Below are 17,169 nucleotides of genomic sequence, written 5' to 3'. Positions count from 1 at the left end.
CCTGTTAATTCATCGCCTTACTTGATGGGTTTACGCGCATACCGTTTAAGCAGGCTCGGAATATCTAAAATTAGTGCAATTCCACCGTCTGATGTAATCGTGGCTCCCGCCATACCAGGCGTGCCTTGCAATAATGCATCAAGAGGTTTAATAACCACTTCTTCTTGGCCTATTAGCGCGTCTACTACGAATCCTACTTGTTGTGTACCAATTTGCACTACAACAACGTGTCCCTTTTCTCTATCGATGTTTTTGGGACCTCGAATCAACCATTCACCAAGGAAGAACAACGGAATTGCTTTTGAACGAACTATCATTGTTAGCTGGCCATCGACCGTGTTGGTCTTTTTGATGTCCATATTTATTATTTCGTTCACCGCACCTAATGGTAACGCAAAGGTTTGTTTTCCTACAACAATCATTAGCGTCGGAAGAATGGCTAGCGTTAGCGGAACTTTGATATCCAGTCGCGTGCCTTTTCCTAGCTGTGAATCTATGTTCACGGTGCCGTTAAGTTGGTTAATTTTGGTCTTAACCACGTCCATGCCCACACCGCGACCAGAAATATCACTAATTTCTGTTTTGGTTGAGAACCCTGGCGCGAATATCAAGTTAAACGCTTCAACATCCGACATACGTGCAGCTGCGTCTGCGTCTAGTACACCGCGACTAATAGCAATTTCTTTAAGCTTTTCAGGATCCATTCCTTTACCATCATCTTCGATGGTTAGAAGAATATGATCGCCTTCTTGAGATGCCGATAGCTGAACCGTACCCATGCGCGGTTTACCCGCTGCAGCACGGTCATCAGGCATTTCAATACCATGGTCGACGGAGTTTCTCACCAAATGCACAAGTGGATCGGCCAGTGCTTCAACCAGGTTTTTGTCTAAATCAGTTTCCTCACCCACAAGCTCAAGGGTTATTTCTTTCTTCAAGCTTCTAGCGAGGTCTCGAACAACGCGAGGGAAACGACCAAACACCTTCTTGATAGGTTGCATGCGGGTTTTCATTACCGCACCTTGCAAGTCGCCCGTTACCACATCTAAGTTGGCAATGGCTTTGGACATGCTTTCGTCGTTACTGTTGATACCCAAGCTTATTAGCCTGTTTCTCACTAGTACAAGCTCGCCCACCATGTTCATAATTTGGTCAAGGCGCTTGGTATCTACACGTACTGTAGTCTCAGCAGGAGGCGCAGCTGGTGCCGCCTTCTTCTCATCTTTTTTAGGCGCTGCTTTTGGTGCAGCAGGTGCGCTTGCTTTAGCTGGCGCTGCGGCGCTAGGAGCAGGCGTCGATTTTGGCGCAGCTGGCGCTGCTTGTTTCGCTTTTTGAACCGCTTCTGTTGCTGCCTTATCTACAGGAGGCTCTGGCGCCTTTGAAACGGCTCCCTGCTTGGTAGGCCCTTGCCCTGAGCCATGTAGTTGGTCAAGCAGTGCTTCAAATTCGTCATCGGTGATTTCTTCATCATCAGCTGCACTCGGCGTAACTGGTGCTGGAGCTGGTGTATTTGCCGTTGGCGCAGCTTCTTCACCACCAAACTTGCCTTTGCCGTGTAAATCATCAAGCAGCGCTTCAAATTCTTCGTCGGTGATATCGTCGTTATCACTAGCGGCAGCAGGTGCAGCAGCCTTTGCAGGTTCGCTTTTAGCCGCTGAGGACTGTCCTGGTGCCCCAGAGCCATGAAGCTCATCAAGCAGCGCTTCAAACTCATCTTCAGTGATTTCGTCAATACCGCCGCCATCACCAGAACTTGGTGCCTGTGCAGTAGGCTCTTCAACAACTAATTCTGGCTCTTCAATCGCGGGCTCAGGTTCTGACGCCGGCGCGCTTTGTTCACCAAAAATATTCTCATCTGGAGATTCCGGGCGACTTAGTTTGTGTAACAAGTCTACTAGGTGTGCATCTGCTGGCTCTAATGGATCCCGAGCTTTCACTCGTTCAAACATTTCAACCACAACATCTGTGGCTTGCAGAATAATATCCATCAGTTCAGGGGTTAGTGTTCGTTGACCGTTACGCATTACGTCAAAGACGTTTTCCGCACCGTGACAAATTTCTACTAACTCGGTAAGAGACAGGAACCCTGCTCCCCCTTTAACTGTGTGATAACCACGGAAAATTGCATTCAGCAAATCCGCATCTTCAGGATTGTTCTCAAGATCAACGAGCTGTTCTTGTAATTGTTCAAGTATCTCTCCAGCCTCAACTAGAAAGTCCTGTAATATATCCTCGTCAACATCAAACGACATGCGCCCGCTCCCCTAAAAACCTAAGCTAGACAGAAGATCATCTACATCATCTTGGCCTGACACGACGTCGTCGCGCTTATCGGCATCAATGATAGGGCCTTCTGCCTCTACACCATCAACCTTATCGGCCTTAACGCTAGATGGTTTAGTTTGTTCTGCACCGTCGCGTTCACCAAACATGGTAAGCATGTTAACTAAGCTGTCTTCCACTTCTTTAACCAAGTCGATAACGCGGCGAATAACCTGACCAGTTAAGTCTTGATAACCTTGAGCCATCAATACTTCTGTAAGTAACTGTGTAAGTTTAGCTGACTGTGCCGAACCTTCTTCCAACAATTCGTCTAAGTCTGCGCATAAAGCCTTGAATTCACCCAACTCTATTTGGCGATTCATCAGCTTCTTCCACTCAGGCATAACCTTTTCGATGCGCGCCGACAGCATTTCAGCTATAGGCATGCTCGCTTCAACGGCATCCATAGTAGTATTAGCAGCTTTTTCAGTTTCTTCAATTACGTAGGTTAGGCGGGATTGTGCATCGGGAATATCATCGGTCGCGAGATTTTTAATGCGGTCGTCTATTTGGAAATTATTCAGCGCGTCATGGAGCTGACGCGTCAGTTTCCCTACTTCGGCAAATAACTCAACGTTTTCTTTCATTGAGGCCGCTTCTAATAGGGCATTGGCTGAAGCGTTGTCACCCTCTTCAAGGTAGGTGACAAGCTGTTTTGCTTCTTCCAACGAAATTGGAACGTTTACATTCGTTGACATCCAGTAAACCTCATTTCTCTGGTGAGCGTCTGGATCAACCTAAACGTTCGAATATTTTATCTAATTTTTCTTTAAGTGTTGCTGCAGTGAACGGCTTAACAACGTAGCCATTAACACCTGCTTGCGCGGCGGCAACAATTTGCTCTTTCTTCGCTTCAGCAGTAACCATAAGTACTGGTAGGTGCTTGAGCTTGTCATCGGCTCTAATCGCGCGAAGCAAGTCAATACCCTGCATTCCAGGCATGTTCCAATCGGTAACTACGAAATCGAAATCACCTTGCTGCAACATAGGCAATGCAGTACTTCCGTCATCCGCTTCCTGGATGTTGGAAAAACCCAAATCTTTAAGTAGGTTTTTGATGATACGTCTCATGGTAGAAAAATCATCGACCACGAGAATTTTCATGCTTTTGTCCAAAATAGCCTCCAGTGAGGGGTTAATTGTTATTAATTTCTATTCTTCGTCAGCTTGCCACGACTTCATTCGTGATTTGAGTTTTAACATGGCCTGACTGTGAATTTGACTGACTCTCGATTCACTTACATCAAGAACCTCACCAATTTCTCTTAGGTTCAGCTCTTCATCATAATACAGCGAAAGTACAATCGCTTCTCTTTCAGGTAATGTCGTAATTGCATGGGCAAGCGCTTTTTGGAAAGCGCCTTGCATCAAATCTTCCAGTGGTGCGTCGCTACCTCGATTTTGCTCTGTCGAAATAACATCTTCTGACACACCTAAATCTTCAATACCTACCAGCTTTCCGGCATTTACTTCATTAAGCATTTGGTGATAGTCCTGCAAGCTTACATTAAGCTTATCAGCAATATCAGAATCTCTAGCATCGCGGCCTGTTTCGCTTTCTACTTGCGAAATTGCTTCAGTGATCGCTCGGCCATTTCGATGAACTGAACGCGGTGTCCAATCCCCTTTGCGAATTTCATCTAGCATAGCACCGCGAATGCGAATGCCGGCAAACGTTTCAAAGCTGGCTCCTTTTGAACCATCAAAGTTTCGCGCGGCTTCTAATAATCCAATCATGCCTGATTGAATTAAATCGTCTACAAGAACACTAGCCGGCAATCGCGCTATCAAGTGATGCGCTATACGCTTAACCAATGGCGCATGTCTTTCGACTAACTGCGCTTTATCGGTTTGTTGTTGATAAGCGGCTGCCTTGCTGTTCAACGCTGACTTCCTACGGCTTTTTCTGCAACTAATTGTTCAATGAAAAACTCTAAATGGCCACCTGGCTGCGCTGGAATAGGCCATGTTAAGGCTTTACTCGCCAACTGTGTTATTGCAACGGCTGCCGGTGAACCTGGGTAAGCATCGACAATGGCTGTTTGTTTACGCACTGCTTTACGAATGTTCTCGTCAAACGGTACTGTCGCCACTAATTCTAGTGCAACATCTAAAAAACGCCCTGTCACTTTGCTTAATTTACTAAATAGCTCTTGGCCTTCTCGCACGTCGCGCACCATATTAGCCACAACTTTGAAGCGGAAAACACCGTGCTCTCTATTCAGAATTTTTATCAATGCATACGCATCTGTCAATGAAGTAGGCTCGTCACACACAACGACCATGATGTCTTGTGAGGCTTTTGAAAAGCTCAACACCATGTCTGAAATACCTGCCGCTGTATCAACGATAAGCACGTCAATTTGCGAGCGCAGCTCACTAAAGGCACGAATTAGGCCAGCGTGTTGCGTTGGCGACAATTCTGCCATCGACTGCGTGCCTGATGTGGCAGGGGCAATCTTTATTCCGTGCGGACCGGTCACTAATACTTCATCAAGTGTACATTCGCCGGAAAGCACGTGGGATAAGTTTTTCTCAACACGCAAACCTAACATAACGTCTACGTTAGCAAGACCGAGGTCCGCATCGAGAACCATTACACGTTTACCTTGCTTCGCCATGGCGATAGCGGTGTTCAATGTAATGTTTGTTTTACCTACGCCACCTTTGCCACCGGTGACGGCGATTACTTTGATTAACCGTGATTGCTTCATTTTTCTTAAGCTACTCGCTTGGTCGTCAATCATACTGCTTATGCTGTTTTAATTGCGTTGTTACCACTAGTATGATTCAAACCGTACTTTTTATAAAGCTTTGCAGCAGCGGAAACCAAAGATTTCGCTTCTGCAATCTTAATGTCTTCAGGTACTTTTTGACCATCGGTGACATAACTAACCGGTAATTGGTATTCAACCGCTGCACTAAGCACCTCTCCTAAAGAGTAGCACTCATCTAACTTTGTGAAAATACAGCCACTTAGTTCAATATCATCATACGCTTGAATGATTCTCTGCAACGCAGGATATTGCGTATTTGCTTGCGCTACCAAATATTTTTTAACATTTGGCATTTGTCCGTTATCAAACTGCTTAATTTGTTTAATTAATCGACTATCTCTTTGACTAAATCCAGCCGTATCAATCAATACTAGTCGCTTATGACGAAGTTGGAATAATAAATCCGCAAGTTCTTCACTAGTCTGCGCTTTTCTCACCGTGCAGCCAATAATCTTTCCGTATGTCGCTAGCTGCTCATAGGCGGCAATTCTATACGTATCGATGGTAATCATCGCAACCGACTCTGCACCGTATTTCTGCGCATAGCGGGCAGCAAGTTTCGCAACGGTAGTTGTTTTACCGGTACCTGTTGGTCCTACTAATGCAACAGCACCTTGTGCGCTAAGTATATCGTTTCCTGTCACATTTATGCGATTAGCCAATAGGTTAAGAAGATATACCCATGCATCTCGTTCGTTGTAATGTGACGGCGTATAGCTAATAAGCTGTTTCGCTAACGCGTTGCTTAACCCCATATCGGTTAAACGGGTGATTAGATATTGATGAACAGGTTTTTGACGTTTGTTCTTAGCTTCCATCAAGTCGGCCACTTGATATTGCAATACATCGCGAAGAGACGCTAGCTCTTCCTTGATTTGCGCAAGCTCCGCTGACTGCGTCACAGAGGTATCATCCATACTTGACGCTTGATGCTCTGGGAAAGCGTTCTGACGAACTGGTTCATGAGAAGACTGCTGGGCTTCTACGTCGTCAATAAAGGCTTCTGAGAAGTCTAAGTGCGAAGCAATTTCATTGGCGTGCTTAGCATTCGCTGTCATTGGTTGGTTAGGTTGCGCAGGACTCGCCACGCCATTATTTCCACCGTGCTGCTTTTCTAGCAGTGCTTTAAGGCTATCAGGACCGTCGTCACCAATGATTTCGCTCAAGCTAGGCACTGCCTTTTGACCGGGTGTTTTTGCAGCGGCTTGTGGAGACGCTTTCGGCGTAAGCAACTTCGCTTCAGGCTCTTTGTCGTAGGCTGCGACAAGCTCAATACCGTCAGCAACTTTGCGATTTGACATGATCACAGCGTCACTGCCCAATTCAGCTTTAACTTGGCTTAACGCCTCACGCATATCTTTGCCGAAGAAACGTCTAATTTTCATTGCAACCTCTCCAATCACCCAGTGTCAGATTATTGACCGACCGAACTGACTATTTTTATTTGTTTGTCGTCAGGCACTTCTTGGTAAGACAGAACATGAAGCCCAACAACCGAATATTTTAAGAAGCGAGACAGAACGGGTCGTAGCATGCCTGAGGTAAGGAGTACTGCAGGCTCTCCTTCTAACTCTTGCTGCTGACTGGCTTGCTGCAATGATTTTTGCAGCTTGTCTGCCAGACCTGGTTCTATGCCAGCGCCATCTTCGCCACCTGCTTGAAGTGACTGGTGCAACATCTGTTCCAACTCTGGCGCCAAGGTTATGACAGGTATCTCTTTTGCACCTTGAGTAATTTCTTGGACAATTAAACGTTTAAGGGCAATACGCACTGCAGACACTAAAACATCGGGGTCTTGGCTGCGCGTGCCGTACTCACTGAGTGTTTGCACGATTGTACGCATATCGCGAATAGGCACGCCTTCAAACAATAAGGTTTGCAGTACTTTCACGACGGTGCTTAGCGGAAGAATGTCTGGTACTAATCCTTCAACCAGTTTCGGATGCTGCTTGGCAAGCATATCAAGAAGTTGTTGCGCTTCCTCGTGCCCTAATAATTGATATGCATTGTTAGAGAGTAATTGGCTTAAATGGGTCGCTACAACGGTCGCAGCGTCTACTACTGTGTACCCAAGGGTTTGAGCATGCTCCCGTTTATTGGGCTTAATCCATACTGCGTCTAAGCCGAACGCGGGGTCTTTAGTGGCACGCCCTTCTAATTTACCGAACACTTGCCCTGGATTAATAGCAAGTTCCTCATCGTGACTGATGATGGAGTCCCCAATCGTTACGCCTAGCATAGCGATGGTGTAAGTGTTGGGCTCTAAATCCAAGTTATCGCGAATGTGGACAGGCGGAATAAGGAAACCCAGCTCTTGCGATAGTTTCTTACGTACGCCTTTAATGCGCGTCAACAACTCGCCACCTTGGGATTTATCGACAAGAGGAATTAAGCGATAGCCCACTTCCAATCCGATGGTATCTACCTGCTGAACATCATCCCAGCCAAGCTCTTTCACTTCAGGCGCAACCGATTCATCTTTTACCACATTGTCTGGCACTTTGGGCTCTGCGGCCTTTCTCTTTTCTTGAACCGACTGCCAGTAAGCAAAGCCTGCAATCAAGAATGAGAACCCTAAGAATGCGATATGAGGCATCCCAGGAATGATACCCATCACAAATAGAACGCCCGAGGCTATATAAAGAGCTTGATTATTACCAAGCTGACCGCGGATTTCTTTGCCCATTTCCTGAGTCTCGTTTTCACGAGTAACGATAATGGCTGTAGCGACCGAAAGTAACAATGAAGGAATTTGCGCCACCAAACCATCACCGATGGTCAATATGGTGTAGATTTCTATAGCGTTACCGAATGAAAGCCCGTGCTGAATCATGCCAATAAAAAGACCACCAACAATATTAATCAGCATGATGAAAAGGCCTGCGACCGCATCACCCTTTACAAATTTTGACGCACCGTCCATCGACCCGTAAAAATCCGCTTCTGCGGTAATCTCTTCACGGCGTTTACGTGCTTGATCTTGATCTATATACCCTGCATTTAAATCAGCATCTATGGCCATTTGCTTACCGGGCATAGCATCTAACGTAAAGCGTGCGCTTACTTCTGAAATACGTCCTGCGCCTGCGGTTACAACTTTGAAGTTGATAATAAGAAGGATGGCGAAAACAACAATACCTACGGCGTAGTTACCACCAATCACGACCTCACCGAAGGCTTCGATAACTTTACCTGCTGCATCGCCGCCTTCATGCCCGTAAAGTAAAACAACGCGAGTAGAAGCCACGTTAAGCGCTAATCTCAAAACGGTAGCGATAAGTAACACCAAGGGGAAAATGCCGAAATCTACTGGACGCTGGGTAAGTACAGCCACCAAGATAATGACTAGCGACAACGCAATATTAAAGCTAAACAGCACGTCCAGTAAGAATGGCGGCATAGGCAATATAACCATGCCCATAATTGCCAAAAGGACGATGGGTGCGCCTAAACCACTGGTAAAATTTTGCAGCTGATTTTTATCGAATCGCTGAAGATAACCGGATAACTGCATGGCTTGGTGTCTCTCTATCAGAAAATTGACGCTTTATGTGAATCTTCTAGTGAGTTTTCAACTAACGTGCCAGCTTTGTGTTTTACGCAAAAGTTAACTAAATCTGAGCTGTAATCATGCGTGATTACTGTCTACAGTGACTTGTATAGAGCGATTAAGATTTTGTATCCGAGGGACATACGAACAGTTTATAATTACGTCACTATTCCTAGGGCCTACTCTTCGTTTTAAAAGGATTATTCATGGTAGTACTACAAAACCGTGTTGCAACGTTTTGTTGGGTCAGCCTTGTCATCATGCTGACTTTTAGTCATGTAGCTCATGCATCTAAACAACCTAACTTACGACAGCGCGTGGAGAATTTGCTAGTTGATTCAGTGGAGATATACGGTTCACAAAATAGTAACCCATCTCGTGTGCACAATAGAGTTTTGGTAAGCGAGGTCTACACTCAACAGGGCTATCAGCTTATATGGTTTGGTACTAGTGATGCTGAAAACCGTCTTCAGGAACTCCTCCATGAAATTGCTGATTCAGAGTTACATGGCTTCTCGCCCGAGTATTACCACGCATCAATGCTCGAAAGTCGCGACGCCAATACAGCACTCTTAGATGTATTAGCAACCGATGCCTTCATCAGTCAAACTCTGCATCGATTAAATGGGCTTGTTAGCCCCGCCAATGCAGATTCGCAGTGGTTCCTTAAGCAAAGAGAAGCGGATCCTGTGGCATCGCTAAATCACGCATTAACTAACGGTGTTTCTGCAACATTGCGGGCCATGTGGCCTACTCACCACGAATACCAGTTACTGCTGGATAAGAAACGAAGCCTACTGTCAGCTGTATCTACAGTTACCACACAAATTCCAGTTGGCCCAACACTTAAGCTGAACTCAACGAGCGAAAGAGTTGTGTTGCTGAAGTCTCGTCTTTTAGGGCCAGGCACCTATTCAGAGTTATTCGATAAAGATTTACTGGACGCGGTTAAGCAGTTTCAAATGTCTGCGGGCTTAGAGCCAGATGGTATTGTGGGAAGTTCCACTTTAGAAGCATTAAATGCTACCACGTTTTCTTGGTTAGAAAGAATTGATGCAAACTTAGAGCGTTGGCGATGGCTTCCTCATCAAACTTGGTCAACATATTTACGCGTTAACATTGCGTCGTTTCAGTTGAGAGGGTTTACTGAAGGTGAAGAAACATTGGGAATGCCTGTGATTGTCGGTACACCAGTGAGGCAAACGCCCGTTTTCGCTGAATCAATGAAGTATATGGTGTTTAACCCCTACTGGACCGTGCCTTTCAGTATAGCCACTAAAGACAAGCTGGCGAAATTGAAAACCAATCCATCTTTATTGGTTGAGCAAGGTTACGAAGCCCAGCCCGCCGGTGTCAGCGGCTTCAGCCCTGTCGATGAATTTGATTGGACAAATGTTAGCCGTGGTACGTTTCACTATACACTCAGGCAAAAACCCGGGCCGCACAACGCCCTTGGTAAAGTGAAATTCATGCTTCCAAATAAGCATGCTATTTATCTTCACGACACGCCCGATCACAGCCTTTTTTCGAAATTAGAAAGGAACTTCAGCTCTGGCTGCATCAGAGTCTCTAACCCTTTGAAGCTGTCTCAATGGGTACTCACTCATTCAGGCCAGACAGAGGCAATACCGCAAGCTGAGCAATTACTTCAAAGTGAAGAGACCAGTACACTGTATTTGAAGAAACCGATACCGGTTCTTATTGTGTACTTCACAGCGTTTGCAGATGAAGCAGGAACCATTGTATTTCGCCGCGATGCATACAATCGCGACAGCTATATTATTGAGAAATTGAAGGAGTTTAAACGTGCGTAAGTGTTTGTTAGTACTGATTGCTCTTTTAACTGTAGTGCGCGCCGGTGATGCGAGCTCCTTTGACAATGACATGCTCAACTCTAAGCTTGCTATTAATGGAAATATGGTTCCCTACCCTATTTTCTCTATTTTCGTAATGCCGAATAAAACGTTCACTGTTGAGTTTGACAACAAAAACCATACTGGGAATTTTCAATTTCACCATGCGAACGGTGAGGCACTAAAGACGAGTTCGAACCTTCCAATAGTTAGCGGGGTTGTGGGGAAAGCGCCAATAATGGCACCTAAGAAATCAGGGCACTATGTACTTAAAACCACCAACGCGCAGTCAGGTGAAACTGCGACGCTCAACGTCTTTGTGATGACATCTTTGGAAAAGGTAGACAAAACAGGTAAGCTAAACGGCTACACAATTGGTAAATATCCTGATAAGCCTTTAAAAAACAATCCCATTTATTTACCCCCATCAGGACTTATTGAAGTATCGCCAGAACAAACGGACGTAAGGTTGTCGCCCAATTTCACCCTAGGTCAATTTCTATCCAAGCAGCAACAAGGATTTCCCAAATATGTACATTTGCGAGCAGGCCTTTTGTTGAAACTGGAAAAAATACTGCACACCTTAAATGACGAAGGGCATGCTGTTGAAGGCTTAACCATAATGAGTGGATATCGCACTCCGTTCTACAACAAAGCTATTGGCAATGTTCAGTACAGCCGTCACGTTTGGGGTGGCGCAGCGGATTTCTATATCGATCAGTCACCGAAAGATGGGGTGATGGATGACCTCAATAAAGACGGTGTGGTAAACCGCGAAGACGCGGTATGGCTTGCGAACTTTATATCAAACATGTCTAAACAAGGCGCTTTCGGCCCAAGAATCGGTGGGCTTGGTATTTACGGTGCTAATGCGGCGCACGGGCCTTTTGTTCATGTGGATGTGAGAGGAACCCTAGCGCGCTGGTAGAATTGTTGGTTCGGGGCAAATAGCTATGCCCCACCTTCAAAGTCAATTTTCACCCATTCAGCAGTTGGGTTAGTGTCGGTACTCTGGTGGGATAGGCAAATCCCGTTTAAGTGGCTTAGGACGTTTGCCCTTACCTGCTCTATGCGCTTTTAACTGATAAACATGTGCGAGCACCTGCGCTACCGCCATAAATAAGGCGTTAGGAATTTCATCGTCCACTTCAGTGGAGTAGAAAATGGCGCGTGCAAGCATGGGAGAAGGGATCAACGGCACATCGTTGGCGGTAGCAATTTTTCTGATGTGCATCGCTAGCTCATCAGCACCTTTAGCGACCACAACCGGCGCCCTCACTCCCTTCTCATCATACTTGATAGCAACCGAGAAATGGGTCGGGTTAGTCACCACTACGTCTGCTTGTGGTACTTCTTGCATCATGCGCTTGGTTGCAGCCTGATATTGTAGACGGCGAATTCGGCCTTTAACCATAGGGTCGCCTTCCGCATTTTTCCGTTCGTCTTTAACCTCTTGCTTGGTCATCTTCATTTCTTTGTTGTGCTTATACATTTGATAAGGCACATCAATGAGCGCGATAGGGATCATGCCGCACACCAGAATAAGAAACGCCCACTTAAGCATGTCGAGTGCGTGAAAAATGTTTCCCGGATAAAGCTCCATATCAAGGTGGAGCGCTTCATCTTCAAAGAACAGTAACGCTCCGATGGCCATGCCAATTATGACCACCACTTTCGCTATAGACTTGAGTAACTCAACCAAGCCGTTCATGCCGAACATACGCTTGAAGCCTTGAATAGGGCTCATTTTTGAACCCTTAGGTTTTGCACCTTCCCAGGTAAAGTTAAAACCGCCAAGGGCGATAGAGCCATAAATGCCCGCTATCATTGCCACAACCATGTATAGCAGCACGGCAGGACCTACTGCCGAAAAGGCTTCACCCCATGCGCCAAACATGTGGGTGATATCATAGGTTTCGTCACGAGAGAGAATGAACATTCTCTGAGTAAGTTTAAAAACAGATTCAGCAATCCACCCGCCCACAAACAAGAACATAAAAGCACTGACGATAAGTACTAGGGTCGTAGAGAGTTCACGGGAACGGGCTAGCTGCCCTTTTTTTCGGGCATCTTCGAGTTTTTTCCCCGTGGGGTCTTCTGTTTTTTCGCTTGAATCTGCCATGTTTTCCTACGAACAAATATTCAATAGTTCACACATAAACTGTTCGGCTCTATACCATTGGGTTTCGAAGTGTGCAGTAAAGTTATCAAGTGTTATCCAAATAATTAGTAACCCCATTACCTGAGCAATGGAAAAACCAATACTAAAAATGTTTAGCTGTGGTGCAGCTTTGGTCATTACGCCAAACGCCAAGTTCACGATAAGCAGCGAGACGATTGGCGCAAGGGAAAGGGTCACTGCCGATATGAACATCCAGCCGGCCCAATGGGCAATATCGCGAAACTGTTCACCGGTCCACCATGCTTCGCCTATGGGAAACGCCTCAAAGCTCATGACTATCATTTGGATCATGGACAAATGCCCATCCAAGGTCCAAAACAATAAGGTCGCTAGTATCAGATAAAACTGGCCGACTGCGGGCACGTTAATACCGTTTACCGGGTCAACGATTGACGCAAACCCCAAACCGGTTTGCATTGCTATAATTTGACCTGCAAGCACGAAGGTATTGAGCACCATCATTGATATAAAACCAATAGCAATGCCTATTAGCAACTGCTGAATAACGATTAAAAATGTGCCCACATCCACCAAATTTTCTATGGGTGACGGGGGCACTACCGGCATGATGATGAGTGTGAGCATTATACCCAACAAGGCTCTTACCTGCGGGGGAATTGATTTAGCACTCAAGCCAATCATGGCCACGAATAAGCCGCTAATGCGCATAAACGGCAGCAGCATGTCCGCTAGAAATTGATTGATGGTCGCGAGTTCGACTTCCACAGCTTTAGCCTTCTATCCCACAACCTGCGGGATCATATCAACCATTCTGAAAGTAAAGTCCATAAGCTGTTGCACCAACCAGTTTCCGCCCCAACTCAGCGCGAGAAGCGTTACAAGTAAGCGGGGCAAGAAACTCATGGTCTGTTCGTTGATACTGGTCGCTGCCTGAAAAACAGCGACAACTAGGCCTACGATCAAGCTTGGAACAATCACCGCAGATACCAACACAATAACCATGAACATGGCTTCTCGCAGTATTTCTACAAAGACTTCTGGTGACATAAGCCCTCCTAGACGCCCATGCCGAAGCTGGTCGCCAACGTGCCGAAAATCAAGTTCCATCCATCAACCAACACGAACAACATGAGCTTAAACGGTAAGGATACAATCATAGGTGAAAGCATCATCATACCCATAGCCATCAATATAGACGCTACCACCAAGTCAATGATGAGAAAGGGAATAAATAGCATAAAACCGATTTGAAACGCGGTTTTAAGTTCACTGGTTACAAAAGCTGGAATAAGGATGGTCAGCGGTACTTCATTGGTGTCAGCGTATTTTCCTTCATCTCCGGCTATCCGTACAAACGTTTCTAAGTCTTTTACCCTTGTTTGTGAAAGCATAAATGCGCGCATGGGGCCTTTGGCTTGCTCCAAAGCGTCTAAACTGGTGAGTTGCTCGTTAAGGTAAGGCTGTAAAGCTCGCTCGTTCACCTCTTCAAACACCGGCGCCATAATAAACATGGATAGAAACAAACTAACGCCAATGAGTATCTGGTTTGACGGTGATTGCTGTAAGCCAATCGCCTGACGCAGAATAGACAACACCACAATAATACGCGTGAAAGAGGTCATCATCATGATAAACGCAGGAATAAGGCTTAGCGCCGTCATGATAAATAGCGCTTGAAGCGTCATGGTATAGTCTTGAGAACCATCTTGATTGGTTGTCACCGTGACTGCAGAAATCCCCTGTTGAGCATAGGCGGGCTCAACAAGAAGTAATAAGGGCAGTATTAAAAGTAGCCAGGCAAACTTACGCATCTCTCGACTCTTCCTTTGTTTTATTCTTTTCTATGTTGGGATTGAGCTTTTCCGCCATGGCAGCAACGAGCTTTTGTTTAAACGCATCGGCGCCATTTTGCTGCTCGCCTGTGGTTTTGTTCACACCTTTCACAGGCACATCGAGATTTTTATCTAATTTGCTTAAATGAGAGATGTTGTGACTGGTCACGCCAATAAGGTGCTGTTCTTCACCTACCTGAATCACCATGATCTTTTCTTTTGTGCCAACAACCATGCTGGCCGCGACTTTCATTTGATTTCCCCCCATCGCAGTGACATTAAATCGACGCATCACATAAGCAAGGGCGAAAATCACGCCAACAACGACAAGTAAAGAAAGGAAAATTGACAGTACCGACGTGGGATTGGTAATTGACTGGGTCGACTGCGCGACGGCTAGCTGGCTAAATAAAAGGGGCAGCATTGCGCAACCCCTTATTTTATAAGAAGTTTTATCTGAGCTTCTTGATTCTCTCAATTTGACTAATAACATCCGTTAATCGAATACCGAATTTGTCGTTGACCACTACTACTTCTCCATGAGCAATCAACGTGCCATTAACTAATACATCTAGTGGCTCACCGGCAACACGATCCAGCTCCACCACAGAACCCTGGTTCAACTGTAGCAGATTTCGGATACTTATTTGACTACGACCGACTTCCATCGAAATAGTCACAGGAATATCTAGAATAGTATCTAGCTTTTTCTTTTCTTCTTGCGTAATCGGCGCGTCGTCAGTTAATTCGTCAAGTTCAGCAACTTGTACGTCTTCGTTATCGCCAGCCTCTTGTTCCGCTTCAGATTCGGCTTGTTCGGCCATTGCCGCTGCCCAATCGTCCATACCGTCTTCACTCATGGGAACTCCCCTCTACCTTACAGGTCTTCTTCGAGTACTTGCAGTTCTGCGTCATTATCAATAATGCGCCCACCGCGGGTTAATAACTGTAGCTCAGACTTCACTGAAGTCGGTCTTGCAATCTTCTCTACAATTTTCAGTGCCAAATTGTCGCGACTGCGACCTAATTTAGCCCTGAACGTGGGTAAATCTTCAATTAATACTGTGATGGTTTCTGGCATCTCCACAGGGATGATATCGCCAGGTTTAAACTCCATCACATCGCGAAGCGGTACATCAACGTCTAGCATATGCGTAGTTAACGCCACCTTAACGTCCATGATTTCATCGCGAAGCGCCTTACTCCAACGTAAGTCTGTATCTTCTTTATCGCTTTGAACACCTGCATCAAGCAATTCGCGAATGGGCTCTAACATTGAGTATGGCAAGGACACGTGGAAGTCGCCACCGCCGCCATCTAGTTCGATATGGAACGAACTGATGACCACCACCTCGGTCGGGCTCACAATGTTCGCCATCGCAGGGTTTACTTCTGAGTCCAAATATTCAAACGACACATCCATGACCGGTGCCCAGGCTTCTTTATAATCTTCAAAGATTATTTTAAGCAGCATCTGGATAATACGGCGCTCCGTTGGCGTAAACTCCCGGCCTTCAATTTTCGCATGATAGCGACCATCGCCACCAAAGAAGTTGTCTACCAGAATAAATACCAAGCGGGCTTCCATGGTGATAAGCCCCGTGCCTTTAAGCGGACGGAAACGCACCATGTTCAAACTCGTTGGAACGAATAATGTGTGAATATATTCGCCAAACTTGATCATCTGGATACCGTTAATCGATACTTCAGCTGATCGTCGCATCATGTTGAACAAACTCACACGCATGTGACGTGCGAAACGTTCATTAACTATTTCAAGCGTAGGCATACGCCCACGCACAATTCTGTCTTGCGAGGAGAAGTCGTACTCGAGCGTAGAAGCATCAGAGTCGCTGCCGCCGACCTCTTCTTCTTCTACATCATCTACCCCGTGTAATAGGGCATCGATTTCATCTTGAGATAATAAATCACTCACCGTCTTCTACCTTACTTAGTCAATGCATTACTGCATGACAAACCCAGTGAACAATACGCGCTCAACTACATCGCTGCCCGTAATGTCCTTTAATGCTTTTTGTACTTCAGTTACTGCCTGCTCGCGAAGCTCAATTTTACCGGCTTCGGTAACCAGATCGTCTGCGTTTGAAGTACTAAAAGCCTGTAGTAATGTCCCTTCAATTAGCGGTATATGCGTCTTCGCCAGCTCTTCATTGTCAGAACCGCGCACAAGCAACTGCACTTTTATCTGAACCAACCTGTCTCTTCCTGCGCCCGGCACGTTAAAAACAAATGGTCGCGGCATCGCTACGTAAAGCGCAGTGCCCATTTCAGCTTTCCCTGCTGCTGATGCTGGTGCACTCGCAGCCGCTGCTGCGGCATCAGTCTCGGCAAGCTGTTCGGCTGCTGGCTCATCGCCGCCTGCAAACAATAAGAAATAGGCAGCTGCTCCGCCTCCTAAAAGAACCACAGCGATAATGATGATCAACATCATTTTGCCTTTCTTTTTACCGCCTTCTTCTACTTGTAATTCTTCTTCAGCCATGTGTAACTCGTCAGTAATGCTCGGAAAAAACGTATTATCAAGGTTCCGTCAAAAATGGCAATGCCATTATTTGAGGAAAACAATATGTGTACGGGTACTTTTTTGCGTCTTCACGCTTCCTAATACCCTCTAATACCACCTACTGCTCACTCCTTTCATTCAAAACATAGCAGCGTTTACGTATTCTCT

The 17,169-nt window shown here is 45.8% G+C and carries 17 protein-coding genes; 2 read left to right on the top strand and 15 right to left on the bottom strand.

The genetic code is table 11. The features are described from left to right. Positions 1-17 precede the first annotated feature (17 nt). Genes ACFI6L_RS03265 through flhA form a run of 7 tightly spaced genes read right to left on the bottom strand, consistent with a single transcriptional unit; the run spans position 18 to position 8,613 of the window. The gene (locus ACFI6L_RS03265; RefSeq protein ID WP_462573406.1) at positions 18-2,252 is read right to left on the bottom strand and encodes a chemotaxis protein CheA; all 2,235 of its coding nucleotides are present in this window, start codon (positions 2,250-2,252) and stop codon (positions 18-20) included. A 12-nt stretch (positions 2,253-2,264) separates the two neighbouring features. Beyond that, the gene (locus ACFI6L_RS03260; protein ID WP_014948650.1) at positions 2,265-3,020 is read right to left on the bottom strand and encodes a protein phosphatase CheZ; all 756 of its coding nucleotides are present in this window, start codon (positions 3,018-3,020) and stop codon (positions 2,265-2,267) included. A 34-nt stretch (positions 3,021-3,054) separates the two neighbouring features. After that, positions 3,055-3,438 carry a chemotaxis response regulator CheY gene (gene cheY / locus ACFI6L_RS03255; RefSeq protein WP_012517682.1) on the bottom strand — a complete coding sequence of 128 codons (384 nt, stop codon included), beginning with the start codon at positions 3,436-3,438 and terminating at the stop codon, positions 3,055-3,057. 36 nt (positions 3,439-3,474) lie between these two features. Then, positions 3,475-4,206 carry an RNA polymerase sigma factor FliA gene (locus tag ACFI6L_RS03250; RefSeq protein WP_014948649.1) on the bottom strand — a complete coding sequence of 244 codons (732 nt, stop codon included), beginning with the start codon at positions 4,204-4,206 and terminating at the stop codon, positions 3,475-3,477. Next, positions 4,203-5,069: a MinD/ParA family protein gene (locus ACFI6L_RS03245; protein ID WP_014948648.1), complete on the bottom strand. Its 867-nt coding sequence runs from the start codon at positions 5,067-5,069 to the stop codon at positions 4,203-4,205. The genes ACFI6L_RS03250 and ACFI6L_RS03245 overlap by 4 nt, the downstream gene beginning before the upstream one ends. 5 nt (positions 5,070-5,074) lie before the next feature. After that, complete coding sequence (gene flhF, locus ACFI6L_RS03240; RefSeq protein ID WP_462573405.1) at positions 5,075-6,484, bottom strand: flagellar biosynthesis protein FlhF; 1,410 nt, start codon at positions 6,482-6,484, stop codon at positions 5,075-5,077. Between the two features lie 29 nt (positions 6,485-6,513). Then, complete coding sequence (gene flhA / locus ACFI6L_RS03235) at positions 6,514-8,613, bottom strand: flagellar biosynthesis protein FlhA (RefSeq protein ID WP_039224872.1); 2,100 nt, start codon at positions 8,611-8,613, stop codon at positions 6,514-6,516. A gap of 242 nt (positions 8,614-8,855) precedes the next feature. On the opposite strand from flhA, the gene ACFI6L_RS03230 reads away from it, so the two are divergent. Both ACFI6L_RS03230 and ACFI6L_RS03225 read left to right on the top strand, forming a co-directional pair. After that, entirely contained in the window at positions 8,856-10,463 is a 1,608-nt protein-coding gene (locus ACFI6L_RS03230) for a L,D-transpeptidase family protein (RefSeq protein ID WP_456252280.1), read from the top strand. Continuing rightward, positions 10,456-11,430: a D-Ala-D-Ala carboxypeptidase family metallohydrolase gene (locus ACFI6L_RS03225; RefSeq protein ID WP_462573404.1), complete on the top strand. Its 975-nt coding sequence runs from the start codon at positions 10,456-10,458 to the stop codon at positions 11,428-11,430. Before ACFI6L_RS03230 ends, ACFI6L_RS03225 begins: the two co-directional genes overlap by 8 nt. Before the next feature lie 69 nt (positions 11,431-11,499). On the opposite strand, the gene flhB is transcribed toward ACFI6L_RS03225, so the two are convergent. Genes flhB through fliL form a run of 8 tightly spaced genes read right to left on the bottom strand, consistent with a single transcriptional unit; the run spans position 11,500 to position 16,980 of the window. Continuing rightward, positions 11,500-12,624, bottom strand: coding sequence for a flagellar biosynthesis protein FlhB (gene flhB, locus ACFI6L_RS03220; RefSeq protein ID WP_131137291.1), 1,125 nt, complete (start codon positions 12,622-12,624; stop codon positions 11,500-11,502). 6 nt (positions 12,625-12,630) lie between these two features. Continuing rightward, on the bottom strand, positions 12,631-13,410 hold the full coding sequence (gene fliR, locus ACFI6L_RS03215) for a flagellar biosynthetic protein FliR (RefSeq protein WP_110287691.1): 780 nt from the start codon (positions 13,408-13,410) through the stop codon (positions 12,631-12,633). Positions 13,411-13,422: 12 nt separating this feature from the next. After that, positions 13,423-13,692 (bottom strand): flagellar biosynthesis protein FliQ, encoded by a 270-nt coding sequence (gene fliQ / locus ACFI6L_RS03210; protein ID WP_012517675.1) that lies wholly within the window; start codon positions 13,690-13,692, stop codon positions 13,423-13,425. Positions 13,693-13,700: 8 nt separating this feature from the next. Continuing rightward, positions 13,701-14,456: a flagellar type III secretion system pore protein FliP gene (gene fliP / locus ACFI6L_RS03205; RefSeq protein WP_014948641.1), complete on the bottom strand. Its 756-nt coding sequence runs from the start codon at positions 14,454-14,456 to the stop codon at positions 13,701-13,703. Then, entirely contained in the window at positions 14,449-14,901 is a 453-nt protein-coding gene (gene fliO, locus ACFI6L_RS03200) for a flagellar biosynthetic protein FliO (protein WP_462573403.1), read from the bottom strand. Before fliO ends, fliP begins: the two co-directional genes overlap by 8 nt. A gap of 28 nt (positions 14,902-14,929) precedes the next feature. Beyond that, positions 14,930-15,337 carry a flagellar motor switch protein FliN gene (gene fliN / locus ACFI6L_RS03195; RefSeq protein ID WP_014948639.1) on the bottom strand — a complete coding sequence of 136 codons (408 nt, stop codon included), beginning with the start codon at positions 15,335-15,337 and terminating at the stop codon, positions 14,930-14,932. A gap of 17 nt (positions 15,338-15,354) precedes the next feature. Further along, positions 15,355-16,413, bottom strand: a complete 1,059-nt coding sequence (gene fliM, locus ACFI6L_RS03190) for a flagellar motor switch protein FliM (RefSeq protein WP_014948638.1) — start codon at positions 16,411-16,413, stop codon at positions 15,355-15,357. A gap of 27 nt (positions 16,414-16,440) precedes the next feature. Continuing rightward, a complete protein-coding gene (fliL, locus tag ACFI6L_RS03185; RefSeq protein ID WP_014948637.1) occupies positions 16,441-16,980 on the bottom strand; it encodes a flagellar basal body-associated protein FliL in 540 nt (179 codons plus the stop codon). Between the last annotated feature and the right edge of the window lie 189 nt (positions 16,981-17,169).

The sequence above is a fragment of the Alteromonas sp. G4i35 genome, from assembly GCF_054960375.1.
The sequence above is the reverse complement of the archived record's forward strand: the minus strand, read 5'-3'. Positions and strand labels throughout refer to the sequence as shown.